General features: G+C 63.4%; 21 protein-coding genes. 3 read left to right on the forward strand and 18 right to left on the reverse strand.

Annotated elements, in window-relative coordinates; all coding sequences use genetic code 11:
- Positions 1-12 precede the first annotated feature (12 nt).
- The 5 genes from ACTJKE_RS18230 to ACTJKE_RS18250 all read right to left on the reverse strand — a co-directional run bounded on the left by ACTJKE_RS18230 (position 13) and on the right by ACTJKE_RS18250 (position 5,784).
- The gene (locus tag ACTJKE_RS18230) at positions 13-1,068 is read right to left on the reverse strand and encodes a TRAP transporter substrate-binding protein (RefSeq protein ID WP_058330110.1); all 1,056 of its coding nucleotides are present in this window, start codon (positions 1,066-1,068) and stop codon (positions 13-15) included.
- A 326-nt stretch (positions 1,069-1,394) separates the two neighbouring features.
- Positions 1,395-2,270: an aldose 1-epimerase gene (locus ACTJKE_RS18235; RefSeq protein WP_058330109.1), complete on the reverse strand. Its 876-nt coding sequence runs from the start codon at positions 2,268-2,270 to the stop codon at positions 1,395-1,397.
- 3 nt (positions 2,271-2,273) lie between these two features.
- On the reverse strand, positions 2,274-3,224 hold the full coding sequence (araH, locus tag ACTJKE_RS18240; protein WP_058330108.1) for an L-arabinose ABC transporter permease AraH: 951 nt from the start codon (positions 3,222-3,224) through the stop codon (positions 2,274-2,276).
- Positions 3,221-4,735, reverse strand: a complete 1,515-nt coding sequence (gene araG, locus ACTJKE_RS18245) for an L-arabinose ABC transporter ATP-binding protein AraG (protein WP_113512170.1) — start codon at positions 4,733-4,735, stop codon at positions 3,221-3,223. Before araG ends, araH begins: the two co-directional genes overlap by 4 nt.
- Before the next feature lie 65 nt (positions 4,736-4,800).
- Positions 4,801-5,784 (reverse strand): arabinose ABC transporter substrate-binding protein, encoded by a 984-nt coding sequence (locus ACTJKE_RS18250; RefSeq protein WP_058330106.1) that lies wholly within the window; start codon positions 5,782-5,784, stop codon positions 4,801-4,803.
- 184 nt (positions 5,785-5,968) lie between these two features.
- On the opposite strand from ACTJKE_RS18250, the gene ACTJKE_RS18255 reads away from it, so the two are divergent.
- From ACTJKE_RS18255 to ACTJKE_RS18265, 3 genes are read left to right on the forward strand one after another with little or no spacing between them, the layout of a single operon-like run.
- On the forward strand, positions 5,969-6,736 hold the full coding sequence (locus ACTJKE_RS18255) for a FadR/GntR family transcriptional regulator (RefSeq protein ID WP_058330105.1): 768 nt from the start codon (positions 5,969-5,971) through the stop codon (positions 6,734-6,736).
- Positions 6,737-6,789: 53 nt separating this feature from the next.
- Positions 6,790-7,938 (forward strand): galactonate dehydratase, encoded by a 1,149-nt coding sequence (gene dgoD / locus ACTJKE_RS18260; protein WP_058330104.1) that lies wholly within the window; start codon positions 6,790-6,792, stop codon positions 7,936-7,938.
- 11 nt (positions 7,939-7,949) lie between these two features.
- Complete coding sequence (locus ACTJKE_RS18265; protein WP_058330103.1) at positions 7,950-8,726, forward strand: SDR family oxidoreductase; 777 nt, start codon at positions 7,950-7,952, stop codon at positions 8,724-8,726.
- 131 nt (positions 8,727-8,857) lie between these two features.
- Here ACTJKE_RS18265 and ACTJKE_RS18270 read toward each other — a convergent pair whose 3' ends face one another.
- The 13 genes from ACTJKE_RS18270 to ACTJKE_RS18330 all read right to left on the reverse strand — a co-directional run bounded on the left by ACTJKE_RS18270 (position 8,858) and on the right by ACTJKE_RS18330 (position 25,172).
- Positions 8,858-10,927: an ATP-dependent helicase gene (locus tag ACTJKE_RS18270; RefSeq protein WP_058330150.1), complete on the reverse strand. Its 2,070-nt coding sequence runs from the start codon at positions 10,925-10,927 to the stop codon at positions 8,858-8,860.
- 625 nt (positions 10,928-11,552) lie between these two features.
- Positions 11,553-12,992 carry an NAD-dependent succinate-semialdehyde dehydrogenase gene (locus tag ACTJKE_RS18275; protein ID WP_058330102.1) on the reverse strand — a complete coding sequence of 480 codons (1,440 nt, stop codon included), beginning with the start codon at positions 12,990-12,992 and terminating at the stop codon, positions 11,553-11,555.
- A gap of 238 nt (positions 12,993-13,230) precedes the next feature.
- On the reverse strand, positions 13,231-14,433 hold the full coding sequence (gene pcaF / locus ACTJKE_RS18280; protein ID WP_058330101.1) for a 3-oxoadipyl-CoA thiolase: 1,203 nt from the start codon (positions 14,431-14,433) through the stop codon (positions 13,231-13,233).
- Positions 14,426-16,408 (reverse strand): 3-hydroxyacyl-CoA dehydrogenase NAD-binding domain-containing protein, encoded by a 1,983-nt coding sequence (locus ACTJKE_RS18285; protein WP_058330100.1) that lies wholly within the window; start codon positions 16,406-16,408, stop codon positions 14,426-14,428. The genes pcaF and ACTJKE_RS18285 overlap by 8 nt, the downstream gene beginning before the upstream one ends.
- 10 nt (positions 16,409-16,418) lie before the next feature.
- The gene (locus ACTJKE_RS18290) at positions 16,419-16,814 is read right to left on the reverse strand and encodes a RidA family protein (RefSeq protein WP_058322299.1); all 396 of its coding nucleotides are present in this window, start codon (positions 16,812-16,814) and stop codon (positions 16,419-16,421) included.
- The gene (locus ACTJKE_RS18295; RefSeq protein ID WP_058330099.1) at positions 16,792-17,220 is read right to left on the reverse strand and encodes an acyl-CoA thioesterase; all 429 of its coding nucleotides are present in this window, start codon (positions 17,218-17,220) and stop codon (positions 16,792-16,794) included. The genes ACTJKE_RS18290 and ACTJKE_RS18295 overlap by 23 nt, the downstream gene beginning before the upstream one ends.
- A 12-nt stretch (positions 17,221-17,232) precedes the next feature.
- The gene (locus tag ACTJKE_RS18300) at positions 17,233-18,420 is read right to left on the reverse strand and encodes an acyl-CoA dehydrogenase (protein ID WP_058330149.1); all 1,188 of its coding nucleotides are present in this window, start codon (positions 18,418-18,420) and stop codon (positions 17,233-17,235) included.
- 17 nt (positions 18,421-18,437) lie between these two features.
- Positions 18,438-19,634 carry an acyl-CoA dehydrogenase family protein gene (locus ACTJKE_RS18305; RefSeq protein WP_058330098.1) on the reverse strand — a complete coding sequence of 399 codons (1,197 nt, stop codon included), beginning with the start codon at positions 19,632-19,634 and terminating at the stop codon, positions 18,438-18,440.
- A gap of 2 nt (positions 19,635-19,636) precedes the next feature.
- Complete coding sequence (locus tag ACTJKE_RS18310) at positions 19,637-20,479, reverse strand: enoyl-CoA hydratase family protein (RefSeq protein ID WP_440692054.1); 843 nt, start codon at positions 20,477-20,479, stop codon at positions 19,637-19,639.
- 2 nt (positions 20,480-20,481) lie between these two features.
- Entirely contained in the window at positions 20,482-21,258 is a 777-nt protein-coding gene (locus ACTJKE_RS18315) for an SDR family NAD(P)-dependent oxidoreductase (RefSeq protein WP_058330096.1), read from the reverse strand.
- Positions 21,255-23,576, reverse strand: coding sequence for a bifunctional salicylyl-CoA 5-hydroxylase/oxidoreductase (locus tag ACTJKE_RS18320; protein ID WP_058330095.1), 2,322 nt, complete (start codon positions 23,574-23,576; stop codon positions 21,255-21,257). The genes ACTJKE_RS18315 and ACTJKE_RS18320 overlap by 4 nt, the downstream gene beginning before the upstream one ends.
- A 214-nt stretch (positions 23,577-23,790) precedes the next feature.
- Positions 23,791-24,312, reverse strand: coding sequence for a MarR family winged helix-turn-helix transcriptional regulator (locus ACTJKE_RS18325; RefSeq protein WP_058322305.1), 522 nt, complete (start codon positions 24,310-24,312; stop codon positions 23,791-23,793).
- A gap of 101 nt (positions 24,313-24,413) precedes the next feature.
- Positions 24,414-25,172 carry a GntR family transcriptional regulator gene (locus ACTJKE_RS18330; RefSeq protein WP_058330094.1) on the reverse strand — a complete coding sequence of 253 codons (759 nt, stop codon included), beginning with the start codon at positions 25,170-25,172 and terminating at the stop codon, positions 24,414-24,416.
- Between the last annotated feature and the right edge of the window lie 47 nt (positions 25,173-25,219).

Raw genomic sequence — 25,219 nt, forward strand, 5'->3', positions numbered from 1 at the left:
TCGCAGTCGCACTCAGGCGTTCGAGTATTTTTGAACGAGCCCGTGCGCCGCTTCGATCAGTGCCTTGCCGTCGAGATCCTTGGCCTTCATGGCCTCGATCCACTTGTCGTGGACAGGCTTGGTTGCCGCGACCCATTTCGCCTTTTCGTCCTCGGAAATCGCGCTGATCGATCCGCTTCCGGATGCTTCGATCGCGGCCCGCACTTCGGCGCCGACGCTGTCCCACATTTCGCCGGCCTTCTTGGCGAAGGTCATGCCGCTGTTGGCGTCCAGCGCCGCCTTCAGATCGGCCGGCAGCGCCTCATACTTGCCCTTGTTCATCGCCAGGAAGAAGGTCGCGGTGTAGAGCGTCGGCGAGCCCGGAATTTCCGTATGGAACTTGGTGAGTTCATTGACCTTGATGGACGGTACCACTTCCCACGGGATGACGCAGCCGTCGATCGCCCGTTGGGCCAGCGCTTCCGGAACTTGCGGAACAGGCATGCCGACTGGTGTTGCGCCCAGTGCCGCCAGCGCCTCACCGGCAAGCCGGGTCGGATTGCGTAGCTTCAGGCCGGCCAGATCGGCGCTGGATTTCACCTCCCTGTTGGTGTGGATCAGTCCATGATCGTGCGCCCAGAAGCACAGAAGCTGCGTGTCGCCGGTCTCTTTCAGGACATGCGTCTGTCCGTATTCCTGGCACGCCTGTGCGTTGACGGTGGCCTCTTTCGCGGCGACGAAAGGAAGCTCGAACACCTCGGTGGAGGGGAAGCGCCCAGGTGTGTTGCCGGGCAGGGTCCAGACGATATCGACGACGCCGTTGGCCGCCTGATCGTAAAGCTGCGGCGGCTTTCCGCCGAGCTGCATGGCCGGAAAGATGTCGACCTTGAGCGCGCCCTTGCTCTGCTCCTCCAGGGTTTTTGCCCATGGAGTCAACAGCCGCTGGTGGACGTTGGACGCCGGCGGCAGGAAGTGGTGCAGCTTCAGCGTAACTGCGCTCTGGGCGCGCGCGGCACCCGTTCGCAAGATGAGAGGCGCCGCAAGCATGGCACCACCGGCTTTAATAAGGCTCCGTCGGTTCAGTATCATAAATCCCTCCCATTGATCAGTGTCGCTCCACCCGGAAACAGGGCATGCCTGTGCCGCTCCACGTCAATTCAAATGACGGCGATCCGACTGTGATGCAGGCCCTCCTCGGCGGCTTGAATCTTCCTCTCGCTCCTCATCGGGAATATTCAATCCATTAACATGTTAAGTTTATTATGAACCGACTGTCAAGCGAGGTCGCGCGAGGCGGCCGGGCGCCGATTAAGCCGTCCACGCAGCGGCTCTGGGCGGCCGATCGCCGGCTGTCCGCGAAAGTGACTTTGTCCCCCACGCCAATGTGGGGGATGATTGTTTTGGGGATCAACTTGTCATTCCGCCTGCAGGGCGACTGTGCCTTCCAGAGTTTCGCCGGGCGCCAGTCTGACGAGGCCGCCGTTTTCGGGCTGGCGGTGCGCGTTCGGTCGATGGCTCATCGGCTCGAAGCAGAAGAAGTCGGCGTCGGTGGAAGGAGAATAGAGGACGAAGAAACGAAAGCTCTCGTCAGCGTCGAGCGAAAGCGCAAGGCCGGTTTCCGGCCACTCGATGCGCATCTTTCCGTCCCAGCCGTCGAAGGCATTGTTCAGCCAGCCGGGCGGCAGTGGGGCGCCGGAGGTGAAGTCCAAATCCTGCGGAATTGACTGCGCCGCACCTGGCACGTGGTTCTCGCGTTCCGTCCAGTAGCGGCCGGCGTGGGCAAAAAGGCGCATTCCCGGTGTGCGCGGAAAATAGGGATGGAGGCCCAATCCATAGGGGAGCGCTTGCGCGGCCCGGTTGGTGACGGTGAGCGAAAGGGTCAGGCTCGCACCGTCGATCGCTATCGTCTGCACCGCCTCATAGGCGAAGGGCGTGGGCTCTGCGTTCGCCTCCTGCCGGTAGCCTAGCGCAAGCGAATGACGGTCCTGGTGAAGGATCGACCAGCGCCGAAGCCAGCCGTCGCCGTGGAGCACCAGCGGGTCGGACGTATTGGATGCGAGCGTGTAGTCGCGACCTTCGAAGTGGAAGCCATTATCCTCGATGCGGTTGCCGAAGGGCATCAGCGGAAAACACGCTTCGGCACCGAGCACCTGGGAGGCGAGACCCGGCGCCGGCGTCGGCGCGAGCACCGGGATGCCGCGCCAGCGGGCCGAGAGGATGGCGCCGCCGAGCGGGCTCACCGCAACGGTGAGCCCTTCGTCGTTTTCTAGGACGAGGGTGTCTTCCGCCATTTGCTAGCTGCGGCGGCCGGCGGCGGCCGAGCGCAGATTGTCGAGCAGCACGGCGAGCAGCAGAATCAGACCGCGCACGACATACTGGTAGAAGGCCTGAATGTTGAGCAGGTTCATGACGTTTTCGGCGATGCCCATGATCAGCACGCCGACGATCACGCCGGTCATCGCCGCACGGCCGCCGGCAAGCGAGACGCCGCCGAGCACGCAGGCCGAGATGACCGAGAGCTCGAGACCCGTTGCCGCGTTCGGCTGGCCGGAGGTGATGCGCGAGGCGAGCAGGACGCCGGCAACGGCGCAGACGAGGCCCTGCAGCGCGAAGATCCAGATGCGCATATTCGAGACATTGACGCCGGCAAGGCGCGAAGCCTCGGGGTTGCCGCCGATCGCCAGCGTGTTCTTGCCGAAGACCGTGCGGTTCAAGACGAAGCCGAAGACGAGGAAGAAGAAGCCCATCACCCAGATCGGCGTCGGGATGCCGAGGAACTTGGACAACGCCAGTTGATAGAAGCTTGGATCGTTGATGCCGACGGCGCGGCCGTCGGACGCGATCAGCGCGAAACCGCGCACGATCTGCATGGTGGCAAGCGTGGTGATCAGAGCGTTGATGCGGAAATGGGCGATGACGACACCGTTGACGAGGCCGACGAAACCGCCGCACAGGAGCGCGGCAACGAGGCCGATCAGGATGGAGCCCGATGCATTCGAGGCCATGACGGCGACCATCCCGGAAAAGGCGACCATCGAGCCGACCGAGAGATCGAAGTCGCGCGAGGCAAGGCAGAACATCATCGTGCAGGCGACGATGCCGATGGTGACGACCGATTGCAAAAGGCCCAGCATGTTGCGCTCGGTCAGGAAGTTCGGAACCGTCAGTGCCACGATGGCGAAGGCGACGGCGAAGATGACGACGAGACCCTGTTCGCCGAGAAGAAGTTTTTTCAAGGAAGTCATGACGGCTGAACCTGCTCGGTTGGTACATCGGGAAGGGCGGCGGCGAGGATGCGGCGCTCGTCGAAATCAGCGCGCGCGATGTCGGCGGCGATCCGGCCCTGGCACATGACGAAGATGCGGTCGGTGATGCCCATCACCTCGGGCAACTCGCTGGAGATGACGACGATCGCCATGCCCTGGCCGGCGAGTTCATAGAGGATTTCGTAGATCTCCGACTTGGCGCCGACATCGATGCCGCGCGTCGGCTCGTCGATTACAAGGACCTTCACGCCCTGTTCGGAAAGCCAGCGGCCGAGGATGACCTTCTGCTGGTTGCCGCCCGACAGATTGATAATGTCCTGCTTGCGCGATGGCGTGCGCACCCGAAGCTTGGCGATGAAGCGGTCGGCGAGCTCACCTTCCTTTTTCAGGTCGAGGATGCCGAAGGGCGAGAAGTGCCGGCGCGACGAGATCGCCATGTTCTCTTCGATGCTGCGCCCCTGGACGACGCCGTCGAACTTGCGGTCCTCCGGGCACAACACCATGCCGGCGCGGATCGATTGCGGCGGGCTGTCGGCCGGCACGATTGCGCCGTCGATGGTGACCGTTCCCTGGTAGCGTGTGTCCGCACCGTAGACGAGCCTTGCCATCTCGCTGCGACCGGCGCCGATCAGGCCGAAGAAGCCGAGGATCTCGCCGCGCCGGACGGAAAAGCTCAAGGGCGTTTGCAGTCTCGGTCCGGAGATGTTGTCGACGCGCAGGCGCTCGGTCCCGAGCTCACGGGCCCGCCAGCCCCAGATGTTGGAGATCTCGCGCCCGACCATTTCGGCGATGATCTGGTCGCGTGTCACCCTGGAAATATCGGGATGATGGGCGGCAAGTTTGCCGTCACGCAGCACCGTCAGGCTGTCGCAGAGCCTGAAGATCTCGTCGAGGCGGTGGGATACATAGAGGATTACGGTACCGTTCGAACGCAGGCGCTCGATGAGCGCAAAGAGGATTTCGCTTTCGCGCGACGAGAGCGACGATGTCGGCTCGTCGAGCGCGATGACACGCGCATCGAGCATGACCGCCTTGGCGATCTCGACCATCTGACGTTCGCCGATCGAAAGCGAGGCGATCTTGGCCGACGGATCGACGTCGATGCCGATTTCGGAGAGTTTCTCGCCGACAACGCGGATCAGCTGGCGGCGATCGATCACCCCACCCTTGCCGGGGAAGTGGCCGAGCCAGAGGTTTTCTGCAACCGTCAGCTCAGGAACGAGCTGCAATTCCTGATGGATGACGATCACGCCGGCACGAAAGGCGTCGCGCACGGAACGATAGCTCTGCGCCGCGCCGTCGATGCGGATCTCTCCCTGGTCGGCCGCCTGGTCGCCGGACAATAGTCGGATGAGCGTCGACTTGCCAGCGCCGTTCTCGCCCATGAGCCCATGGACGGCACCCTTGCGCACGGAAAACGAGACGTCCGACAGCGCCTGGACGCCGGGATAGCCCTTGGAGATCGACTGGAATTGAAGAAAGTCTTGCATGTGCGGCTCCGATACGGAACGCCCGGCGGGATCAGCCGCCGGGCCGATGGTGTCGCAAGCAGCGATTACTCGATGCCGAGGTCCTTGCGCACGGCTTCGTAATTGTCGCGCAGTGCAAGCTGGCCGGCGGTCAGGGTCAGCTTTTCCGGCTCCTTGCCGTTGGCGATCCACTCAAACATGTTGAGCGCGGTCTCGTAGCCGTGACGCTTCGGCGAAATGATGACCGTGCCGAAAAAGCCGGTGGCCGAGGGCTTCTTGAACTCGTTGATCGCCGAGTCCGCGCCGCCGATGCCGACGCCGATCATGCTGTCGGCGGCAATGCCGACCGTCTCGGTTGCGCGCACGGCGCCAAGTACGGCTTCGTCGTTGAGGCCGATCGCGACCCACTTTTTGATGCCGGCGTTCTTGTTCAAAACGATCGTCGAGGCGTTGAGCGCAGCCTCCGTATCGGTCTTGGCCTGCGGCGCGTCGAAGATGTTGGCTTCCGGGAAGCCGTTGGCCTTGAGGACGGAAAGCGCGCCCTCGACACGATCGACCGCCGTCGGGAGCTGGTCGTAGGAGACTCGGATGGCGCCGACATCCTTCATGTCCCAGCCACGCTTCTTGACCTCGTCGACAATCGCCTGGCCGACGGCCTCGCCGATTTTCGTTGCCGAGATGCCCATATGCGGGACGTCTTCGATCGGACTGCCATCGGCGTTGACCAGCCGGTCGTCGACGGTCATCAGCTTGAGCTCGTTGGCGGCAGCCTTGGCGACGATGCCGGGGCCGAGCTTGACGTCAGGCGTGCAGACGATGAAGCCCTGCGCGCCCTGGGCGCCGAGGTTGTCGATCGCCGACTGAACCTTCTCGCCGTCTTCGGCGCCGATCTTGACGAGGGTGAAGCCCTTTTCCTTGGCGGCGACGTCGGCGAACTTCCACTCGTCCTGGAACCACGGCTCTTCCGGCTGCTTGACGATGAAACCGATTTTGACGTCGGCAGCGAACGCTGAGGTTGCCGTGAGCACGGCGACGGTACCAGCCAGAATGGCTGCCTTGATAAAGCGCATGATCTCTCTCCCTGGTGAACTGCCTCCTGCAGTGGGCATTTGTGTATGATGAATCATCATATTCGTCAATTGCCATTGTATGATGAATGAGCTAGTAGTGTATAACGATAGCAGCGTGCTTCGGTGCGTTGTCGCGTTCGGGCGTCTGCGCTAAGCAGCGGTTGGGAGACGCGAGCGGGAGGAGATGGCGGTGGCAGAGCAGCAACATGGAAGCGGCATGGAGGAGCGCGGCCAGCGCCGCCCACGCGTCCAGAAGAACGTGACACGCGCGATCGCTTCGGACATCTGCGCCGACGTCTTTCCTGTCGGCTCCTACCTGCCACGTGAGAACGACCTTTGCGAACGCTATGGCGTCAGCCGAACCGTCATTCGCGAAACGCTGAAGGTGCTTGAATCGAAGGGAATGGTGCGTGGTCGCTCGCGGGTCGGAACCGTCGTCTGCAACAAGGACGAATGGAACATCCTCGATTCGCAGGTTCTTGAATGGATCGGCGAGCGCATCTTCGAATTCGATCTCTTGAACTGCATTCTGGAGGCCCGCCGGGCGATCGAGCCGGCGGCGGCGGAGTTTGCCGCCGAGCGCGCTACCGTCCAGGAGATCGCCGATCTCGAGCGCGCCTGGCAGGCGATGCGCGACGGCGAACGCGATCTCGCCGGCTTCACCGATGCCGACGTCGCCTTTCATACCTGCCTGCTCAAGGCGAGCCACAACCAGGTTTTTCTGCAGCTCGTCGGCATCATCCAGGCGGCGCTGAAGTTCTCGCTGCACGCCTCGAATGAAGTCGCCGAGCGCCGTGACGAGGCGATCGACATCCATGGCGAACTGGTCGAGGCGCTACGCCTGCGCGACAAGGTGCGGGCGCGCGACTGTTCCATGCGCATGCTTGACCTTGCGGCGCGCGACCTCAAGATTGCTGTCGAACGTCACCGGCCCGCCCTCTCGACGCGCTGAGACCTTTTCCGGGCGGCCGTCGCCGTCTTGTTTCACCCAGCGGATATCGCACCATGAAAATCACTAAGCTCACAACCTATATCGTTCCGCCGCGCTGGCTGTTTCTGAAGATCGAAACCGACGAGGGGATCGTCGGCTGGGGCGAGCCGGTCGTCGAAGGGCGAGCCCTGACGGTGGAAGCCGCCGTCAACGAGCTATCGGACTACCTGATCGGCAAGGATCCGCTGCTCATCGAAGACCATTGGCAGGTCATGTATCGCGGCGGCTTCTACCGCGGCGGCGCGGTTCACATGTCGGCACTTGCCGGGATTGACCAGGCGCTCTGGGACATCAAGGGCAAGGCCTATGGCCAGCCGATCCATGCCCTTCTCGGCGGCCAGGTGCGTGACCGCATCAAGGTCTATTCCTGGATCGGAGGCGACCGTCCGTCCGACGTCGCCAACAATGCGCGCGATGTCGTTGCCCGCGGCTTCAAGGCGATCAAGCTCAATGGTTGCGAGGAGATGCAGATCGTCGACACCTGGGAGAAGGTGGAGAAGGCGGTCGAGACCATCGCCACGATCCGCGAGGCGATCGGTCCGCATATCGGCATCGGCGTCGATTTCCACGGCCGCGTGCACCGGCCGATGGCCAAGGTGCTGGCGAAGGAACTGCAGCCCTTCAACCTGATGTTCATCGAAGAACCGGTGCTTTCGGAAAATCGCGAGGCGCTGAAGGAAATCGCCAACCATTGCTCGACGCCGATCGCGCTTGGTGAGCGGCTCTATTCACGCTGGGACTTCAAGTCGGTGCTTTCAGACGGCTATGTCGACATCCTGCAGCCCGACCTGTCGCACGCCGGCGGCATCACCGAGTGCCGCAAGATCGCGGCGATGGCCGAAGCCTACGACGTGGCACTGGCGCCGCATTGCCCGCTCGGACCGATTGCGCTTGCCGCCTGCCTCCAGGTCGACGCCGTCAGCTACAACGCCTTCATCCAGGAGCAGAGCCTCGGCATCCATTACAATACCGGCAACGACATTCTCGACTACATCTCCAACAAAGACGTGTTCCATTACGCAGACGGTTTCGTGTCGATCCCGCAAGGACCGGGCCTCGGCATCGAGGTGGACGAGCAGTACGTCATCGAACGGGCGAAGGAAGGCCATCGCTGGCGCAACCCGATCTGGCGCCATGCCGACGGCAGCGTCGCCGAGTGGTGAGGAGGGCGGACATGGCGGGTCGGCTCGAAGGAAAGCGCGTCGTCATCACTGGGGCGGCTCAAGGCATCGGCCTTGCTATTGCCGAGACCTTCCTTGCGGAAGGCGCGAGCCTCTACCTCATCGATCGTGATGGCGATCTGCTGGCGACCGAGGCCGAACGGCTCCGTGCGACCGGCGGAAAGCTCGGCTACACCACGACCGACATCACGGATGCGGATGCCATCGAACAGGCGATTGCCACGGCCAGCCGCGAGATCGGCCAGCCGAACGCGCTGGTCAACAATGCCGGCGTCAACGTCTTCTTCGAGCCGCTGAAACTCTCGGATGCCGACTGGCAGCGCTGCTTCGACATCAATCTCAAGGGCGCGTGGAACTGCAGCAAAGCCGTGCTGCCCGGCATGATCGCGGAAGGCGGCGGCGTCATCCTCAACATCGCCTCGACCCACGCCTTCACCATCATCCCGCTCACCTTCCCCTATCCCGTCGCCAAACATGCGCTTCTCGGCATGACCAAGGCGCTGGGGCTGGAATATGCCGGGCAGGGCGTGCGTGTGAATGCGCTGGCGCCAGGCTACGTGCGCACGCAGAAGGCCGAGGAATACTGGAACTCATTTCCCGACCCGGCCGCGGCGGAAGCCGAAACGATGAAGCTTCATCCCGGCGGTCGCATCGCGACGCCGGAGGAAATCGCCAAGGCCGCCCTCTTCATGATTTCGGACGAATGCCCCTTCATGAACGCTACCTGTCTGACGGTCGATGGCGGGGTGAGCGTGCTGCATCATCCCTAAACCGTCGGCTGATGCCCGCACCTGAATGGCGATCTCTGCTACAGCAGACGGGTAGATCATCCTTTTTCATAGGAACGGCGCTGGGCAGAAGGCGGTTCGGAGGCCGAAGCATCACGGCCGCGACCCCACCCTCACTTCCACATGGAACGCATCCGGGCGCCGACATCGATGCGGATCTGCTTGGCACTGCGTTCGCCGGCGGCCGCCGAAATCTTCGGCCAGTTCGTCGTCTCGAAGAACTGCAGCAGCGTCGCCGGAATGAAGCGGGTTCGCGATGCGTAGACGTGCCGGTCGCCCTGGCTGTTCTGGCCGTAGGTGAAGAACCTTTGCGGCGTCACCAGTGCCAGGTGGTCGCGTGCCCGGGTCATCCCGACATAGAGCAGCCGCCGTTCCTCTTCGAGCTCGGCGGTCGTGCCGACGCCAAGATCGGACGGGATGCAGCCGTCGACGACATTGAGCATGAAGACCGAGCGCCATTCCTGTCCCTTGGCCGAATGAATGGTCGAAAGGATCAGGTAGTCCTCGTCGAGCAGGGGCACGCCCGCCTGGTCGCTGGTGGCATCCGGCGGATCGAGCGTCAGTTCGGTCAGGAAACGCTCGCGGTTCTGGTAGCCGCCGGCGATCTGCTCGAGTTGCACGAGATCGGCCTTGCGCGTTTCGGCGTCTTCGTGGATGCGGTCAAGGTGGGGTTCGTACCAGGCACGCGCCGTCGCGATTTCCCCCGGCCATCCCGTGTCGGCTTTCCGTAGAGCGGAAACGAGATCGACGAAGCTCGCCCAATCCTCCCCGGTCTTGGGTGGCGCTGGGATTTCCGCGAGTGCTGCGAGCGGCTCCGGATCGGCGGCGATCGCGTCGAGGATCTTGCCTGCCGTCTGCGGGCCGATCCCGGGCAGCATCTGCAACAGCCGGAAGCCGGCGACGCGGTCACGCGGGTTCTGCGCGAAACGCAAGGTCGCCAGCAGATCCTTGACATGGGCACTGTCGAGGAACTTGAGGCCGCCGAATTTCACGAAGGGAATGTTGCGACGGGTGAGCTCGACTTCGAGCGTGCCGCTATGGTTGGCGGAACGAAACAGCACCGCCTGCTGCTTCAGCGCTATGCCGACTTCGCGGTTGGCGAGAACCTGCTCCACGATATAGGCGGCCTGGTCCGTCTCGTCCTTGACGGTGACAAGCTGCGGGCGCTGCTCCGACTGCCTGTCCGTCCAGAGGTTCTTGGTGAACCGTTCCCGCGCAAGCCCGATGACGCCGTTGGCGGCAGCCAGGATCGGCTGGGTCGAGCGATAGTTTTGATCGAGCGTGATGACGTCGGCGGGTTCCGGCGAAAACGCATTCGGGAAATCGAGGATGTTGCGGACCGTCGCGGCCCGGAAGGAATAGATCGACTGGGCGTCATCTCCGACGACCGTCAGGCCATGGCCCTCGGGCTTGAGCGACAGCAGGATCGAGGCCTGAAGGCGGTTCGTGTCCTGATATTCGTCGACCAGGATATGATCGAAACGGCTGCTGATATCCTGCGCCAGTTCCGCGTCGGAAGCCATCTGCGCCCAGTAAAGCAGCAGATCATCGTAGTCGAGGACGTCCTGCGCCTGCTTGGCCTCGACGTAGCCTGCAAACAGTTCCTTGAGTTGCTCTTCCCAGTTCGCAGCCCAAGGATACGCCGTCTTCAACACGTCGATGATCGAGCTTTCCGAGTTCACGACGCGCGAATAGATCGCCAGGCAGGTCCCCTTGGTCGGAAAGCGGCTTTCCATCTTCGAAAAACCGAGCTCGTGGCGAACGAGGTTCATCAGGTCGGCGCTGTCTTCGCGATCATGGATCGTGAAATCCTGGCCGAGGCCGATCTGTTCGGCATAAATCCTGAGGATACGCGCGCCGATGCCATGGAAAGTGCCCGCCCAGGAGAGCGCGTCTGTCATGACCGCAGCATTGTCGCCGATGACCTGGCGACAGATCCGCTCGACCCGACGCTTCATTTCCGAAGCCGCCCGTCGTGAAAAGGTCATAAGCAGGATGCGACGCGGATCGGCGCCGTTGACGATCAAATGTCCCACCCGGTGAGCGAGCGTATTCGTCTTGCCCGAACCGGCACCCGCAATAATCAGCAGAGGGCCGCCAACCTGGCCTTGCGGCAGTCCCACACCATGCATCACCGCCTGGCGCTGGCGGTCATTCAGTTTTTCGAGATAGGCGGCGCTCATACGTATCCAGGCGTTGTCAGCAAGATTGCCAAATTCTTCGTTCCGTTTCATCTCCTTGAAAGAATTCGCGGATTCCGCTTCACGGTCTCAAACCCTTCGCCCGAAGCAGATGACTCGGAACAAAAATGGAACGTATCAGCTTCGATTGCCGCTGGAAACCCGGCAGGCCGGGCTTTCACCAGGCTGCTATGCCGCAGAATATCCGGAACATCGAGGAGGGGAGCCGTGGACGGCCGAATTTTCGATCTCGAGAAGCAGATCCGGGGGCTATTAGTCACCGTGTTCGGAAACCTTCGACCTGGCCTTCGGTGCGCCGAACAAGCCAACCCGTCGGTGTTTAGATTGCCCGGGCCACGACCTGCGCAGCGACCGACACCAACAAGGTTGCCAGAGCGACGGCCGTACCAAATCGTGCGATCTTCATGCGGCGCCCGCGTGCGCCATTCCAATCATAACCCATCGTGCTCTCCCATAGGCATCATGCCATGGGTCCGATGGTGGGCAAACTTCGTAACAGGGGAGTAAATTTAAGACTGCTACTTCTGCGGGCGGCTCTCGTGCCCTTGCTGGGTGACACGCAGCATTTCCCGCGCGCCGGGCGCGCGCGGGAGATGATCGAGCGCGGTTACACGCTCTTGCGCGTGACGAAGCGGGTTTCCAGATAGGCCTCGATCGCCTCGGAGCCGCCTTCCGTTCCGTAGCCGGAATCCTTGATACCGCCGAAGGGCACCTCCGGCAGCGCCAGGCCGAGATGGTTGATCGAGATCATTCCGCTCTCGACTTCGCTTGCGAGGCGATAGGCGCTTCGCTCTGAGCCGGTGAAGGCGTAAGCCGCAAGCCCGAACGGCAGGCGGTTGGCCTCGTTGATCGCTTCGTCGAGCTCGTTGAAGCGGTTGATGATGGAGACGGGACCGAAGGGTTCGTCATTCATGATACGGGCGCTGACCGGAACGTCGGCAAGCACCGTCGGCTCGAAGAAATAGCCTCGGTTGCCGATGCGATGCCCGCCGGTTGCCAGCCGGCCGCCATGCTCCACGGCGTCGGCGACCAGGCTTTCGATCGCCGGGATGCGCCGCTCATTGGCCAGCGGCCCCATGTCTATGCCGGTCTCAAGGCCGTTGCCGACCTTGACCTTCCGCGATGCGGCGACGAAACCTTCAAGGAACTGATCTGCCACCCGCTCCTGCACCAGGAAGCGGGTCGGCGACACGCAGACCTGCCCGGCGTTGCGATACTTGCTGCCGGACATGATCGCGACGGCCTGTTCGATGTCGGCATCGTCTGTGACGATGACCGGGGCGTGGCCGCCGAGTTCCATCGTCGCGCGCTTCATATGCTGGCCGGCGAGTGCTGCCAGCATCTTGCCGACCGGGGTCGAGCCGGTGAAGGACATCTTGCGGATGACCGGATGCGAGATCAGATACTCCGAGATGACCGCCGGCACGCCATAGACGAGGTTGACGACGCCTGCGGGAATGCCAGCATCGACGAAGCACCGGATCAGTTCGGCCGGCGATGCTGGTGTTTCCTCCGGCGCCTTCACGATGATCGAGCATCCCGTGGTCAGCGCGGCAGACAGCTTGCGTACGACCTGGTTGATCGGGAAATTCCACGGCGTGAAAGCGGCGACCGGGCCGACGGGCAGCTTGACGGTCATCTGGGTGACGTCTGGCGTGCGCGGCGGAATGATCTGGCCATAGGCGCGCTTTCCTTCCTCGGCAAACCACTCGATGATTTCGGCGGCGCTGAGGATTTCGCCCTTGGACTGGGCCAGCGGCTTGCCCTGTTCCCGCGTCATCAGCCAGGCGATGTCGACGGCACGCTCGCGCAGCAGCGCCGCTGCCGTTCGCATGACCTTTGCCCGGTCGAAAGCCGAGGTCGCCCGCCAGACCTGGAAGCCTTTTTGGGCGGCGTTCAGCGCTTCATCCAGATCCGCCACTTCTGCCCGGGCCACCTGGCCAATCGTTTCCTCTGTGGCTGGGTCGATGACGGGAATGGTCTTGCCCGCTCGAGCCGGCCGCCAGGCGCCGTCGATATGAAGGAGGATATCGGGATACTGGGTCATGGGGGAACCTTTGAAGATTGACGTCTATCGCTTCGAGTGCAGGACGCGCCGGTGGGGAAGTGCGAAGGAGCGCGATGCCGATCAGTTGGGCGCTTCCGCCGGCAATATCAAGACGCGATTTGTCAGGAATAGGCGTGTTGGTTCCGAAGCCGGTGTCGAAAGGGGATGGGGGCTACCCGCGATGACGTGATCTGGCGATCGCGCCAGACCTTGCATCGATCCTTCTAACAGGCGGACATCACGGCCGCGTCAGCAGCATCGAGATACCCTGTCCGACGCCGATGCACATGGTGGCGAGCGCCCGCTTGCCACCTTGAAGCTCAAGCTCCAAGGCCGCCGTCAGCGCCAGCCGCGCGCCGGACATGCCAAGCGGATGGCCGAGCGCGATGGCGCCGCCATTGGGATTGACGTGGCGTGTATCGTCGGCCAGCCCGAGCTGCCGCATGCAGGCGAGCGCTTGTGCCGCGAAGGCCTCGTTCAGTTCGACGATATCGATGTCGCCGAGACGGAGGTTCAAACGCTCCAGGAGCTTGCGGGTCGAATACACCGGGCCGATGCCCATGATGCGCGGTGCAACCCCTGCCGTCGCCATCCCGTCGACCCGGGCGAGCGGTTGGAGGCCATAGCGTTCGACCGCTCGGCGCGAGGCAAGGATGAGCGCGGCTGCGCCGTCGTTGACGCCGGAGGCATTGCCGGGGGTGACCGTGCCATTGGCGCGGAATGGCGTCGGCAGGCCGGCAAGCTTCTCGATGGTCGTTTCGCGCGGGTGTTCGTCTTGCTCAACCCATGTCGTCTCGCCCTTGCGTGCCTTGATCGCATAGGGGACGATTTCGTGGGCGAAACGCCCGCTCTTTTGCGCAGTGGCCGCCCGGGCCTGGCTGCGCAGTGCAAAGCCGTCCTGGTCTTCGCGCGAGATGGAAAACTCGGCCGCGACGTTTTCGGCAGTCTCCGGCATGGAGTCGATGCCGTATCGGTCTTTCATGACGGGATTGACAAAGCGCCAGCCGATCGTCGTGTCATGGATTTCGGTGCCGCGCTGGAACGGGCTTTCGGCCTTCGGCATGACGAAGGGCGCGCGCGACATGCTTTCGACGCCGCCGGCGACGATGATCTCGGCTTCGCCCAGCCGGATCGCGCGGGCGGCATAGCCGACGGCGTCCAGCCCGGAACCGCACAGCCGGTTGATCGTCGTTCCGGCTACCGTTTCGGGCAACCCGGCGAGCAAGGCGGCCATGCGCGCGACGTTGCGATTGTCTTCGCCCGCCTGGTTGGCGCAGCCAAGAACAACCTCATCGATCGCCTCGGTCGGAACGGACGCAACGCGCGACAGCGCCTCGCGGATCACGTGGGCCGCGAGATCGTCCGGACGTGCGCTCGACAGAGCGCCGCCATAGCGACCGATGGGCGTGCGGACGCCGCCGACGATGTAGGCTTCACCCATGGGATTTGTCCTTGCCTTGCTCGGCTGTGAACATCGGCCCGCCCTTGTGCGCGGGAAAGCCGTAGCCGTTGATCATCACCAGATCGATGTCGCTTGGACGTGCCGCGATCCCTTCGGCCAGCAGGGCCGTTCCCTCGTCGGCCATCGCTTTCAGAAGGCGGCTCACGATCTCGTCCGTGGTGAAATCGCGCGGCGTGATGTTCTTCGCCGCTCTTGCGGCTTCGATGACCGCAGTGACCTCGGGATCGACGGCCCGCTTGCCATCGGGATAGGCGTACCAACCACGGCCGCTCTTGCGACCGAGACGCCCCGCTTCGCAGAGCCTGTCTGCGATTTCGACATAACGTGCGGCAGGATCCCGTGTCGCCGCCTGTCGCTTGCGGCGCGCCCAGGCAATCTCGAGTCCGGCCATGTCGTTGACGCTGAAGATCCCCATCGCAAAGCCATAGGCCTCGAGCGCGGCATCGATCTCCTCCGGCAGTGCTCCATCCTCCAGCATGAACTCTGCCTCGCGGCGATAGGCGGAGAAAATGCGGTTGCCGATGAAGCCTTCGGTGACGCCTGAAACGACGGGCAGCTTGCCGAGACGTTTGACGAAGGCAAGCGCACTTGCCAGCACGTCCGGTGTGGTCTTGGCGCAGTTGACGACTTCGACAAGCCGCATGACGTTGGCGGGCGAGAAGAAGTGCAAGCCTACGACCCGCGACGGATCGGCTGTCGCGGCGGCAATCGCATCGGGATCGAGGTAGCTCGTGTTGGTCGCGAGGATGGCGCCGGGTGCGACGATGCCGTCGAGCCTCTGAAACAGCTCTGTCTTAACCTGGAGATCGTCGAAGACCGCTTCGATGACGAGGTCGGCATTCGCGAGATCTCCGGCTTCGGCGGTCGTCTGCAGCCGCGCCAGGCAGTCGTCGTGGCCGGCCGCAGTGAGCCGTCCGGAGCGTACGGTCTTCTCAAGGGTCTCGGCGATGCGTGTCCGCCCGCTGGCGGCGGCTTTTTCCGTCTGCTCCAGCGCGACCACGCGGTAGCCGGAGGTCAGGGCGGAGACCGCGATGCCGGATCCCATCAACCCGGTGCCGACGACACCGACGGTCTCGATCCTGCGCGGAGAGACCTTGTCGAGGCCTTCTACCTTGCCGGCGGCGCGCTCGGCGAAGAACACGTGCCTGAGGGCAGCGGACTCGGTGGAATCGCGCAAACGCAGGAAGGTCGCGCGTTCCTCGGTCAGTCCTTGTTTCAGGTCGAGTTCGCCCGCTGCCTTGACGAGGCGAACGGCCTCGGCGGGGGCGGCTTGGCCGCGGGCTCTCGCCAGAACCTTTGCCTCTGTGGCGCTGATGGCTGCGGCATCCGCCGGCGGAACGGCGATCATGCCCGTCCGGTGGAGCGGTTTGGCGGCGGGTTCCTGCACGAAAGCCAGTGCGGCACCTACGGGATCGGCGGCAACGCTGTCGGCAAGGCCAAGCGTCACGGCTTCGGCGGCCTTGACGGCACGCCCGGTTCCGATGAGATCGATCGCCGCGACGATACCGATCAGGCGCGGAAGGCGCTGCGTTCCGCCCGCGCCCGGGACGAGGCCGAGTTTGACTTCGGGGAGGCCGAACGACGCCTTCTCGCCGGCGATACGGCCGTGGCAGGCGAGCGCCACTTCGCAGCCGCCGCCAAGCGCTGCGCCGTTGACGGCAGCGACGACCGGCTTCTCAAACGCCTCGATGCGCTCGATCACGTCCCGAAGCGTCGGTTCGACCGCCGGCTTGCCGAACTCCCTGATGTCGGCGCCACCGATGAAGGTGCTGCCGGCGCCCGTGATGACCACGCCCCTAATCGTGGGGAGACTGGCCGCATGGTCGAGCGCCGCCACCAGGCCGGAGCGCACATGCGACGAGAGCGCATTGACGGGCGCATTGTCGATGGTGACGACGAGTACGTCGTCTTCAACAAGGGCGAAAACGCTCTCCGAAAATCGGACCTCGGACATGGTGGCAGCCTCAGTCGGGGATGACGGCCGTGGCCTGGATCTCGATCTTGGCGCGGTCCTCGACGAGCGCCACGACCTGCATCGCCGCCATGGCCGGGAAATGCCGGCCGATGATGTCGCGATAGGCTTGGCCGATGCCGCGCAGATTGCCGATATATTCTTGCTTGTCCGTGAAGTACCAGGTCATCGTGGTGATGTGTTGCGGCTCCGCGCCGCCGGCGGCGAGCACAGCGACGACGTTCTTCAGCGTCTGGCGCACTTGCTCGACGAAATCGTCGGTCTCGAACTCGGATTGCGCGTTCCAGCCGATCTGGCCGCCGACAAAAACAGTGCGGCCCGTTGCAGCCACGCCGTTGGCATAGCCGATGGGCTTTGCCCAACCTTCAGGTTGCAGGATGGTGTGCATCGGTCGTCTCCAGATGTTGTGTCAGCGCAGCACGGATGTCATCCGGCCACGCGTGAGAAGCGTGATTGTCGAGCGAGGTGGCGACGACCCGCTGGTTCGCCGTCCAGAGCAAGGCATCTCTTGCCGAGACCGTATGCTCCATGTCGAGCGACGAGCGGCCGATACCTCTGACCACGAGGGTGAAATCAAGTTCGTCGCCCTGAAAGCCCGGGCGAATGAAGGTGAGATCGAGGCGCACTGTCGGCACGCCGATCCGCCGCTCGTCGTTCATCGTCTTCCAGGGAAAGCCGAGCGACGCGAAGAAGTCCTCCGTCACCCCGACAAGGATGTTGAGGTAGGACGGGAAGTAGGCGATCCCTGAGGGGTCGCAGTCTCCGAAGCGCAGCGGTCTCTTGGTCCTGAACATCGATGCCGGACCTCAGTTGGCGAAGGCGGCGATGCCGGTGATGGCACGGCCAAGGATCAGCGCGTGGATGTCATGCGTGCCCTCATAAGTGTTGACCACTTCGAGGTTGACGAGGTGACGAGCCACCGGAAATTCGTCCGAAATGCCGTTGCCGCCGAGCATGTCGCGGGCGGTTCTGGCGATTTCCAGCGCCTTGCCGCAGGAATTGCGCTTGAGGATCGAGGTCAGCTCGACCGGCGGGTTGCCTTCGTCCTTCATGCGTCCGAGGCGCAGGCAACCCTGCAGACCAAGGGCGATCTCCGTCGCCATGTCCGCAAGCTTCTTCTGGATCAACTGGTTGGCGGCGAGCGGTCGGCCGAACTGCTTGCGGTCGATGACGTATTGCCGTGCCGTCTCGTAGCAGGACTCAGCCGCACCAAGGGCGCCCCAGGCGATGCCGAAGCGCGCGGAGTTGAGGCAGGTGAAGGGACCTTTCAGCCCGGTCACATCGGGCAGCATGTTTTCTTCCGGCACGAAGACCTCGTCCATGACGATCTGGCCGGTAATCGATGCCCTCAAGCCCACCTTGCCGTGGATCGCCGGTGCGCTGAGCCCCTTCCATCCCTTTTCGAGAATGAAGCCGCGGATCAGACCATCGGCGGTCTTCGCCCAGACGACGAAGACATCTGCGATCGGCGCATTTGAGATCCAGGTCTTGGAGCCGGAAAGCAGATAGCCGCCATCGACCTTGGTGGCCTTGGTGATCATCGAGCCGGGATCGGAACCATGATCGGGCTCGGTGAGGCCGAAGCAGCCGATTTTCGTGCCGGCAATCAGTCCCGGCAGGTATTTGCGTTTCTGGTCCTCGCTGCCGAAGGTATAGATCGGCACGATCACCAGGGAAGACTGGACGCTCATCATCGAGCGGTAGCCGCTGTCGATGCGTTCTGCTTCGCGGGCGATCAGACCGTAGGAGACGTAGTTGAGGCCCGCGCCGCCGTATTCCTCGGAGACCATCGGTCCGAGCAGGCCGAGTTCGCCCATCTCGGCGAAAATCGACGGATCGGTCTTCTCGTGGCGGAAGGCCTCCTGCACGCGCGGCGCCAGTCGGTCTTCGGCATAATCTTGCGCGGTGCGCCGCACCATGCGTTCTTCTTCGGTCAACTGCGCATCCAGGTTGAATGGATCCTGCCAGTCGAATGACGCCTTCGAACCATGCATGTTCGACATCCCCCTCGTTATCGTCCCGTACCTTTCATCAGCTCGCGGCCGATGATGAGCTTTTGAACCTCGGTTGCGCCCTCGTAAATCCGCAGTGCCCGGATCTCGCGATAGAGCCGTTCGGTGATTTCGCCGACGCGCACGCCGCGGCCGCCGAAGAGCTGCAGCGCCTGGTCGATGACCCATTGTGCATTCTCGGTCGCCGTCATCTTGGCCATGGCCGCTTCCCGCGTGGTCGGCCGCTTCTGCACGTCGCGCTGCCAAGCCGTGCGGCAGGTCAGAAGGGCGGCGGCGTCGATCGCAGTCGCCATCTCGCCGAGCGTGCTTTGCGCTGTCGGCAAATCGGCAAGGGTTGCGCCGAACATCTTGCGGTTCTTTGCATGCGCCACTGCCTCGTCGAGCGCCCGGCGGGCAAAGCCTGTTGCGGCGGCCGCGACGGAGGGGCGGAAGATGTCGAGCGTGCGCATGGCGATCTTGAAGCCTTCGCCGGGAGACCCAAGAAGCTGCGACGCCGGGATGCGGCAATTGTCGAAGCGAAGCCGGGCAAGCGGATGCGGCGCAATGGTCTCGATGCGCTCGGCGATCGTGAAACCCGGCGTGTCCGCGAAGACCACAAAGGCGGAAATGCCCCGCGTGCCGGGCGCTTCGCCGGTGCGGGCAAAAACGGTGTAGACGTCGGCGATGCCGCCGTTCGAGATCCAGGTTTTCTCGCCATCGAGCACGAAATGCTCGCCCTCGCGTCGCGCACCACAGGCCATCGCTGCGACATCCGAGCCAGCCTCGGGTTCGGAAAGCGCAAAGGCGGAAATCCACTCGCCGCGGCTGGCCTTGGGCAGGACGGCCTGCTTCAGTGCCTCGGAGCCAGAAAGGCTGATCGCCCCGGTGCCAAGCCCCTGCATGGCGAAGGCGAAATCGGCAAGACCGTCGGTATAGGCAAGCGTTTCGCGGATGAGGCAGAGCGACCGGCTATCGATCTCCTCGCTTGCGCCGCCAAATGCTTTCGGCACGCAATGGCGAAGCACGCCTGCGGCGCCAAGGGCGCTGACGAGGTGTTTGCACGCGGCATCGGCATTTGCGTGATCGATCTCGCCAAGGCCGCCACGGGATACGAAGTCATCCAGCTCCGCAGCAAGCGCACGATGGCCATCGTCGAAGAACGGCCAGTCGAGATGGTCGCGGGTTGGTGGGCGCAAAGCCGTGTCACGGGAACTCATGCTCAATTCCCTTTGAATTCCGGCTTCGCCTTGGCAGCAAAGGCCTCGAAGGCGCGGCGGAAATCGCCGGTCGCCATGCAGATCGCCTGGGCCTGGGCTTCCGATTCGATCAGCTGGTCGATGCCCATCGCCCATTCCTGGTCGAGCATCTTCTTTGTCATCGCATGGGCGAACCAGGGGCCATCGGCGATGGTGCGTGCGAATTTCTGCGCCTCGGCAAGCAGCGACGCACGCTCGTGCAGGGCGTTGTAGAAGCCCCAGGCATGACCCTCGGGCGCGGTCATGACCCGGCCGGTGAAGAGCAGTTCGGCGGCGCGGCCTTGGCCGATGATGCGGGGAAGAATGCCGCAGGCGCCCATGTCTGCACCCGCGAGCCCAACGCGCGTGAAGAGAAAGGCGGTCTTCGCTTCCGGCGTCGCGACGCGGAAATCGGAAGCCATCGCCAAGATAGCCCCGGCGCCGGCGCAAATTCCGTCCACGGCTGCGATCACGGGTTGGGGGCAGGCGCGGATCTGGCGCACCAGTTCGCCGGTCATGCGGGTGAAATCCAAGAGGTCCGGCATCGACATGCGCGTCAGCGGCTCGATGATTTCGAAGACGTCGCCGCCGGAGGAGAAGTTGCCACCGGCGCCGGTCTGTACCACGGCGCGCACGTCGCTGGCGCGGGCAAGCGAGCGGAAGAGGTCGCAAAGCTCCTCGTAGCTCTCGAAGGTCAGCGGGTTCTTCTTTTCCGGACGGTTGAGCGTGATCGTCGCGACCCGGCCGTCCGCGTCCGTTTCGAACTGGAAGTGCTTGGCCTTGTGGTCCCTAAAGACGCGCTTCTTGGCCTGCATCGGGTTTGTCATCTCTATCCTCCGAGAACTTCGCCACCGGCAACGGCGATCGCCTGGCCGGTGATCGCGGTCGCCTTCTCTGACACCAGCCAGGAGACGGTGTCTGCCACCTCATCCGGGGTCACCAGGCGCCCTTGCGGATTGGAACGGGCAAGGCTGGCACGTGCCTCCTCGCGCGAACGACCGGTCTTCTCGCTGATCGTGTCGAGCGCGCCATCGATCAGCGGCGTGTCGGTGAAACCCGGGCAGACGGCATTGACGGTCACGTCGGTTCGCGCAAGCTCGAGCGCCAGAGCGCGTGTCAGGCCGACGACGCCGTGCTTCGATGCGCAATAGGCAGATACATAGGCATAGCCGGTGAGGCCCGCTGTGCTTGCGACATTGACGATGCGGCCGTTTCCGGCCCGGCGCACGGAGGCAAGGGCTGCTTGCGTTACGAGAAAGACGCCGGTGAGGTTGATCGAGACTACCCGCTGCCAGAGCGCTAGATCGGTCTTCTCGAACGGCGCCGAGGGCGCTTCGCCGGCGCAGTTGACGAGAACAGCGATTTCTCCGCTCTTCGCAATCGCAGCCGCAATGCCTTGCTCGATGGCGGCCGGGTCGGTCACGTCAAACCCATGGTGGATGTAGGCTTCGCCGCCCGATGAGAGGATCTCTGCTCGCACGGCTTCGAGCGGTGCTGCGCGTCGCCCGGCCAGGCTGACGATATGGCCGTTGGCGGCGAGCGCAAGCGCGATCGCCTTGCCGATCCCGCTGCCCGCGCCTGTGACAAGGGCGTGCCTCTTGCTCATGGCTTGCCCGCCGTCGTTGCCGCACGCGCCAGATTGTTCACATATTGCGCGCGGGCGGAGTGGTACTGCTTGGGCCAGGGCTGATCGTCATAGCCGATCTTTGCCGCCTCATGCAGGACGAAGGATGGGTCGGCCAGGTGCGGGCGGGCAATGGCGCAGAGGTCGGCGCGACCGGCAGCGATGATGGAATTGGCGTGGTCGGCCTCGGATATCGCCCCAACGGCGATCGTCGCGACCTGGATCTCGTTGCGGATCTTGTCGGAAAACGGTGTCTGGAACAGGCGGCCGTAGACCGGCTTTTCCTCCTTCACCACCTGACCGGAGGAGCAGTCGATCATGTCGGCACCGGCCTCCTTGAACAGGCGGGCGAAGATCGCCGCGTCCTCGGGGGTGTTGCCACCCTCGTGCCAGTCATGGGTCGAAAGGCGCACCGACATCGGTCTGTCCGCGGGCCACGCATTGCGAACGGCATGGAACACTTCGAGGGGAAAGCGGGCGCGGGCCGCATGGTCGCCGCCATATTCGTCCGTGCGACGATTGGTGAGCGGCGACAGGAAACTCGACAGCAGGTAGCCGTGCGCCACGTGCAGTTCGAGGATGTCGAAGCCGAGGTCGCGGGCCCGTTCGGTCGCCTGCACGAAGTCCGCGACGACGCGGTCCATGTCGGCGCGGGTCATTTCGCGCGGCGTGTCCGAATGCTTGAGATAGGGCAGGGCCGAGGCGGAAATGAGCGGCCAACCGCCTTCGCTCAAGGGCTGGTCGATCCCCTCCCAGGCAAGCTTAGTCGCGCCCTTGCGCCCGGCGTGCCCAAGCTGGATGCCGATTTTCGCCGGCGTCTGATGGTGCACGAAATCGACGATCCGCTTGAAGGCATGCGCCTGCTCGTCGTTCCAGAGACCAAGGCATCCGGGCGTGATGCGAGCATCGGCCGATACGCAGGTCATTTCCGGGAAAACGAGAGCCGCACCGCCCATGGCGCGCGCGCCGAGATGCACCAAGTGGAAATCGTTCGGCACGCCATCGGTCGCCGAATACATCGCCATCGGCGAAACGACGATGCGGTTCTTCAGCGTCAGGCCGCGGAGCTTGAACGGCGTGAACATCGGCGGCGGGACCGTGCCGTTTGCGGCCGGCTCGACGCCGGCGCGTTCGGCGAACCAGCGCTCGAAGCCTTCGAGCCAGTCCTTGTCGCGCAGGCGAAGGTTCTCGTGGCTGATGCGCTGCGAGCGGGTCAGCATCGAATACATGAACTGCTCGGGCTCCAGTGTATCTGCATAACGCGCACCGGCGACTTCGAACCATTCCATGGCATTACGGGCCGCATTCTGGATGCGGGCGACATCGACCCGGCGTACCTCCTCGTAAGCAGCGAGAACGGCGGGGATATTGGCCTTGTCGTGGCCGAGAATGTCGAACTGACGGGTCAGCTCGATGGCGTCGTCGATCGCAAGCTTGGTGCCTGAGCCGATGGCGAAATGGGCCGTATGGGCGCTATCGCCCATCAGCACGACGTGGCTGCGGCCGTTGAAATGGCTCCACTTCTCGCAGATCAGCCGACCGAAATTCAGCCAGGCCGAGCCACGCAAATGGCGCGCATTGGTCATCAGCTTGTGGCCATCGAGGGTCCCGGCAAAGAGCTTTTCGCAGAATTCGATCGATTGCTGCTGGTCCATCTGGTCGAGACCATGGGCCCGGAAGACGTCATCGGTGGTCTCGACAATGAAGGTCGAGGTGTTTTCGTCGAAGCGGTAGATGTGCGCCTGGAACCAGCCATGTTCGGTGCGCTGGAAATCGAAGGTGAAGGCGTCGAACTGTTTGTTCGTGCCGAGCCAGACATAACGGTTCGGCCGAACGACCATATCGGGCCGGAAGACGTCGGCGTATCTGTTGCGGATGCGCGAATTGACGCCGTCGGACGCGATGATCAGATCCGCGCCGGCGAACTGCTCGTCGCTCTCGACATCCTGCTCGAACACCAGTTCGACGCCGAGTTCGAGGCAGCGCTCCTGGAGGATGTTGAGCATCTTCTTGCGGCCGATGCCGACGAAGCCGTGGCCGGTCGTCCTGATCTTGCGACCCTTGAAGACCAGCTCGATATCGTCCCAATGGTTGAAGGAGATCTCGATCGCCTCGGCCGTCTCCGGATCCCATTGGCGCATCGATTGCATGGTGGCATCCGAGAAGACGACGCCCCAGCCGAACGTGTCGAAGGCGCGGTTCCGCTCGACCACGGTTACGTGGTGTTCCGGGTGCTGGCGCTTCATCAGCAGCGCGAAATAGAGCCCGGCTGGCCCGCCACCGATACAGACGATCCGCATGTCGTTCTCCTCCCGAGTTCCGGCTGCGTGTGTCGCCGTCGAGATGCCGTTGGCCGTCATCCCGGACTGCTGGGAACAAGGTGGACTCGTTCGGGAGAAATTTCAAGCTTAAAATTGTTTTGGGTGGACGTGATGCGTGTGCGCGCGTTCAGACGACGGCGCGGTGGTCATCACGCCGCTCTACGCTCTTAGGAAAAGGGAAGAGGTGTTGCCCTCAGGAGTTGCGGGCCAGGGAAGCGATAACGGACCGCTTGAGCTTGGCAAGCTCGTCCATCAGCACACCACCGTCCTGCGGTGAAACACCCGCGAACAGGTCGGAGATCCAATCGGCATGGGTTGCTGCCATCTTCTCGAATTCGGCGCGGCCGTAGGGGGTCAACGCGATGACCTGCACGCGGCGATCCGTCGGGAGCGTCGTACGGCTGATGTGGCCGCTCTCGGTCAAGCGCTCCACCAGCACCGTAATGTTGCCGGGCGAAACCATCATGCGCTTCGAAACTTCGCCAAGCACCATGCCGTCAGGGGCGCGTTCGAGTTGGGCCATCAGGTCGAAGCGCGGCAAGGTCGAATCGAATTCTTCCCGAAGCCGGCGACGGATCTCGCTCTCGACTAGCGTCGAGCAGGTCAGCAGGCGCAGCCAGAGCCTGAGCTCGGCGCGGTGATCGCCTGGAGCTTCGAGCGCCTTGGTCTCGCCATCCACCCATTCCGGCGAAGTATCGAACTTGTCTTCACCCATCATTGCAAACGCCCGCTTCTTTTCCTGCGCCTTGGCAGGCACTTCCCTGTCTCTTTGCTTTTAGAGACGTTTCCGGCTCTTGGACAGGCTGTCACCTGCCGTCATTTGGACGCATGCCGCGGCAACGGCGGTGAACGGCCGCTATCTTCGGACTGGTCGTAGACATTGACCGTAAAGCCGATGTGGTCGGTCATCAGCTTTCGGGCGCGGTCGACGTCGCGGTCGAGTGCGGCCTCCATCAGTTCCGTATGATGCTCTATCGCCATCGCGTCCTGCAAGGCGGCAACCGCTTCCTCGTAGCCCTCGCTCATCCCTGCGGCAGCGCGCAGGGTGGGGGCCAGGCTCAGGAAACGGTGGTGGCGGCGGAGCTGGTCGGAGATCGTCGCCTGGAAGCGGGAAAGCCAGCTCGATCTCGCCGCACCGATCAGGGCGGTGTGAAAGGCGGCATGCTTCTCGTCCCACTCGTCGATTTCGCTTTCGGAGACGTTTTCGACGGCAATCTTGCAGCGCGACAAGCGATAGTGGGCGGTGACGACGGCGGACTCCCATGCGCTGTCGCCATTTTCGATCGACTCGATGAGCAGCGGAATTTCGACGATCTGCCGCGCTCGGGTGAGGTCGTCGAGCGCCTCTCGCGAGACCGGCGCGACGGCAAAGCCGCGGTTGCTGATCGCCGTGACCAGGCCCTCCGCTTCCAGCCGCGACAGCGCTTCGCGCAGCGGCGTCCAGCCGATCCCGTAGCTTTCGCGCAGCGCGCTCAGCTTCATCGGCGCGCCGGGCTGCAGCCGCGTCGCCAGAATGTCGCGGCGGAGCAACCGGTAGGCCGATTCGGTTTTGGTCGACTGTTCGTGGTCTTGCATCAAGTTCCCTTAACGCCCGCATCGGATCGACACAATTATATATAGTT

The sequence above is a fragment of the Ensifer sp. 22521 genome (assembly GCF_052044795.1).
Taxonomy (GTDB): Bacteria; Pseudomonadota; Alphaproteobacteria; order Rhizobiales; family Rhizobiaceae; genus Ensifer.

What these genes read in the sequence shown, in the direction of transcription:
- ACTJKE_RS18230 (WP_058330110.1), bottom strand. Translation starts at nt 1,068, where the DNA reads ATGATACTGAACCGACGGAGCCTTATTAAAGCCGGTGGTGCCATGCTT.
- ACTJKE_RS18235 (WP_058330109.1), bottom strand. Translation starts at nt 2,270, where the DNA reads ATGGCGGAAGACACCCTCGTCCTAGAAAACGACGAAGGGCTCACCGTT.
- araH (WP_058330108.1), bottom strand. Translation starts at nt 3,224, where the DNA reads ATGACTTCCTTGAAAAAACTTCTTCTCGGCGAACAGGGTCTCGTCGTC.
- araG (WP_113512170.1), bottom strand. Translation starts at nt 4,735, where the DNA reads ATGCAAGACTTTCTTCAATTCCAGTCGATCTCCAAGGGCTATCCCGGC.
- ACTJKE_RS18250 (WP_058330106.1), bottom strand. Translation starts at nt 5,784, where the DNA reads ATGCGCTTTATCAAGGCAGCCATTCTGGCTGGTACCGTCGCCGTGCTC.
- ACTJKE_RS18255 (WP_058330105.1), top strand. Translation starts at nt 5,969, where the DNA reads ATGGCGGTGGCAGAGCAGCAACATGGAAGCGGCATGGAGGAGCGCGGC.
- dgoD (WP_058330104.1), top strand. Translation starts at nt 6,790, where the DNA reads ATGAAAATCACTAAGCTCACAACCTATATCGTTCCGCCGCGCTGGCTG.
- ACTJKE_RS18265 (WP_058330103.1), top strand. Translation starts at nt 7,950, where the DNA reads ATGGCGGGTCGGCTCGAAGGAAAGCGCGTCGTCATCACTGGGGCGGCT.
- ACTJKE_RS18270 (WP_058330150.1), bottom strand. Translation starts at nt 10,927, where the DNA reads ATGAGCGCCGCCTATCTCGAAAAACTGAATGACCGCCAGCGCCAGGCG.
- ACTJKE_RS18275 (WP_058330102.1), bottom strand. Translation starts at nt 12,992, where the DNA reads ATGACCCAGTATCCCGATATCCTCCTTCATATCGACGGCGCCTGGCGG.
- pcaF (WP_058330101.1), bottom strand. Translation starts at nt 14,433, where the DNA reads ATGGGTGAAGCCTACATCGTCGGCGGCGTCCGCACGCCCATCGGTCGC.
- ACTJKE_RS18285 (WP_058330100.1), bottom strand. Translation starts at nt 16,408, where the DNA reads ATGTCCGAGGTCCGATTTTCGGAGAGCGTTTTCGCCCTTGTTGAAGAC.
- ACTJKE_RS18290 (WP_058322299.1), bottom strand. Translation starts at nt 16,814, where the DNA reads ATGCACACCATCCTGCAACCTGAAGGTTGGGCAAAGCCCATCGGCTAT.
- ACTJKE_RS18295 (WP_058330099.1), bottom strand. Translation starts at nt 17,220, where the DNA reads ATGTTCAGGACCAAGAGACCGCTGCGCTTCGGAGACTGCGACCCCTCA.
- ACTJKE_RS18300 (WP_058330149.1), bottom strand. Translation starts at nt 18,420, where the DNA reads ATGCATGGTTCGAAGGCGTCATTCGACTGGCAGGATCCATTCAACCTG.
- ACTJKE_RS18305 (WP_058330098.1), bottom strand. Translation starts at nt 19,634, where the DNA reads ATGAGTTCCCGTGACACGGCTTTGCGCCCACCAACCCGCGACCATCTC.
- ACTJKE_RS18310 (WP_440692054.1), bottom strand. Translation starts at nt 20,479, where the DNA reads ATGACAAACCCGATGCAGGCCAAGAAGCGCGTCTTTAGGGACCACAAG.
- ACTJKE_RS18315 (WP_058330096.1), bottom strand. Translation starts at nt 21,258, where the DNA reads ATGAGCAAGAGGCACGCCCTTGTCACAGGCGCGGGCAGCGGGATCGGC.
- ACTJKE_RS18320 (WP_058330095.1), bottom strand. Translation starts at nt 23,576, where the DNA reads ATGCGGATCGTCTGTATCGGTGGCGGGCCAGCCGGGCTCTATTTCGCG.
- ACTJKE_RS18325 (WP_058322305.1), bottom strand. Translation starts at nt 24,312, where the DNA reads ATGGGTGAAGACAAGTTCGATACTTCGCCGGAATGGGTGGATGGCGAG.
- ACTJKE_RS18330 (WP_058330094.1), bottom strand. Translation starts at nt 25,172, where the DNA reads ATGCAAGACCACGAACAGTCGACCAAAACCGAATCGGCCTACCGGTTG.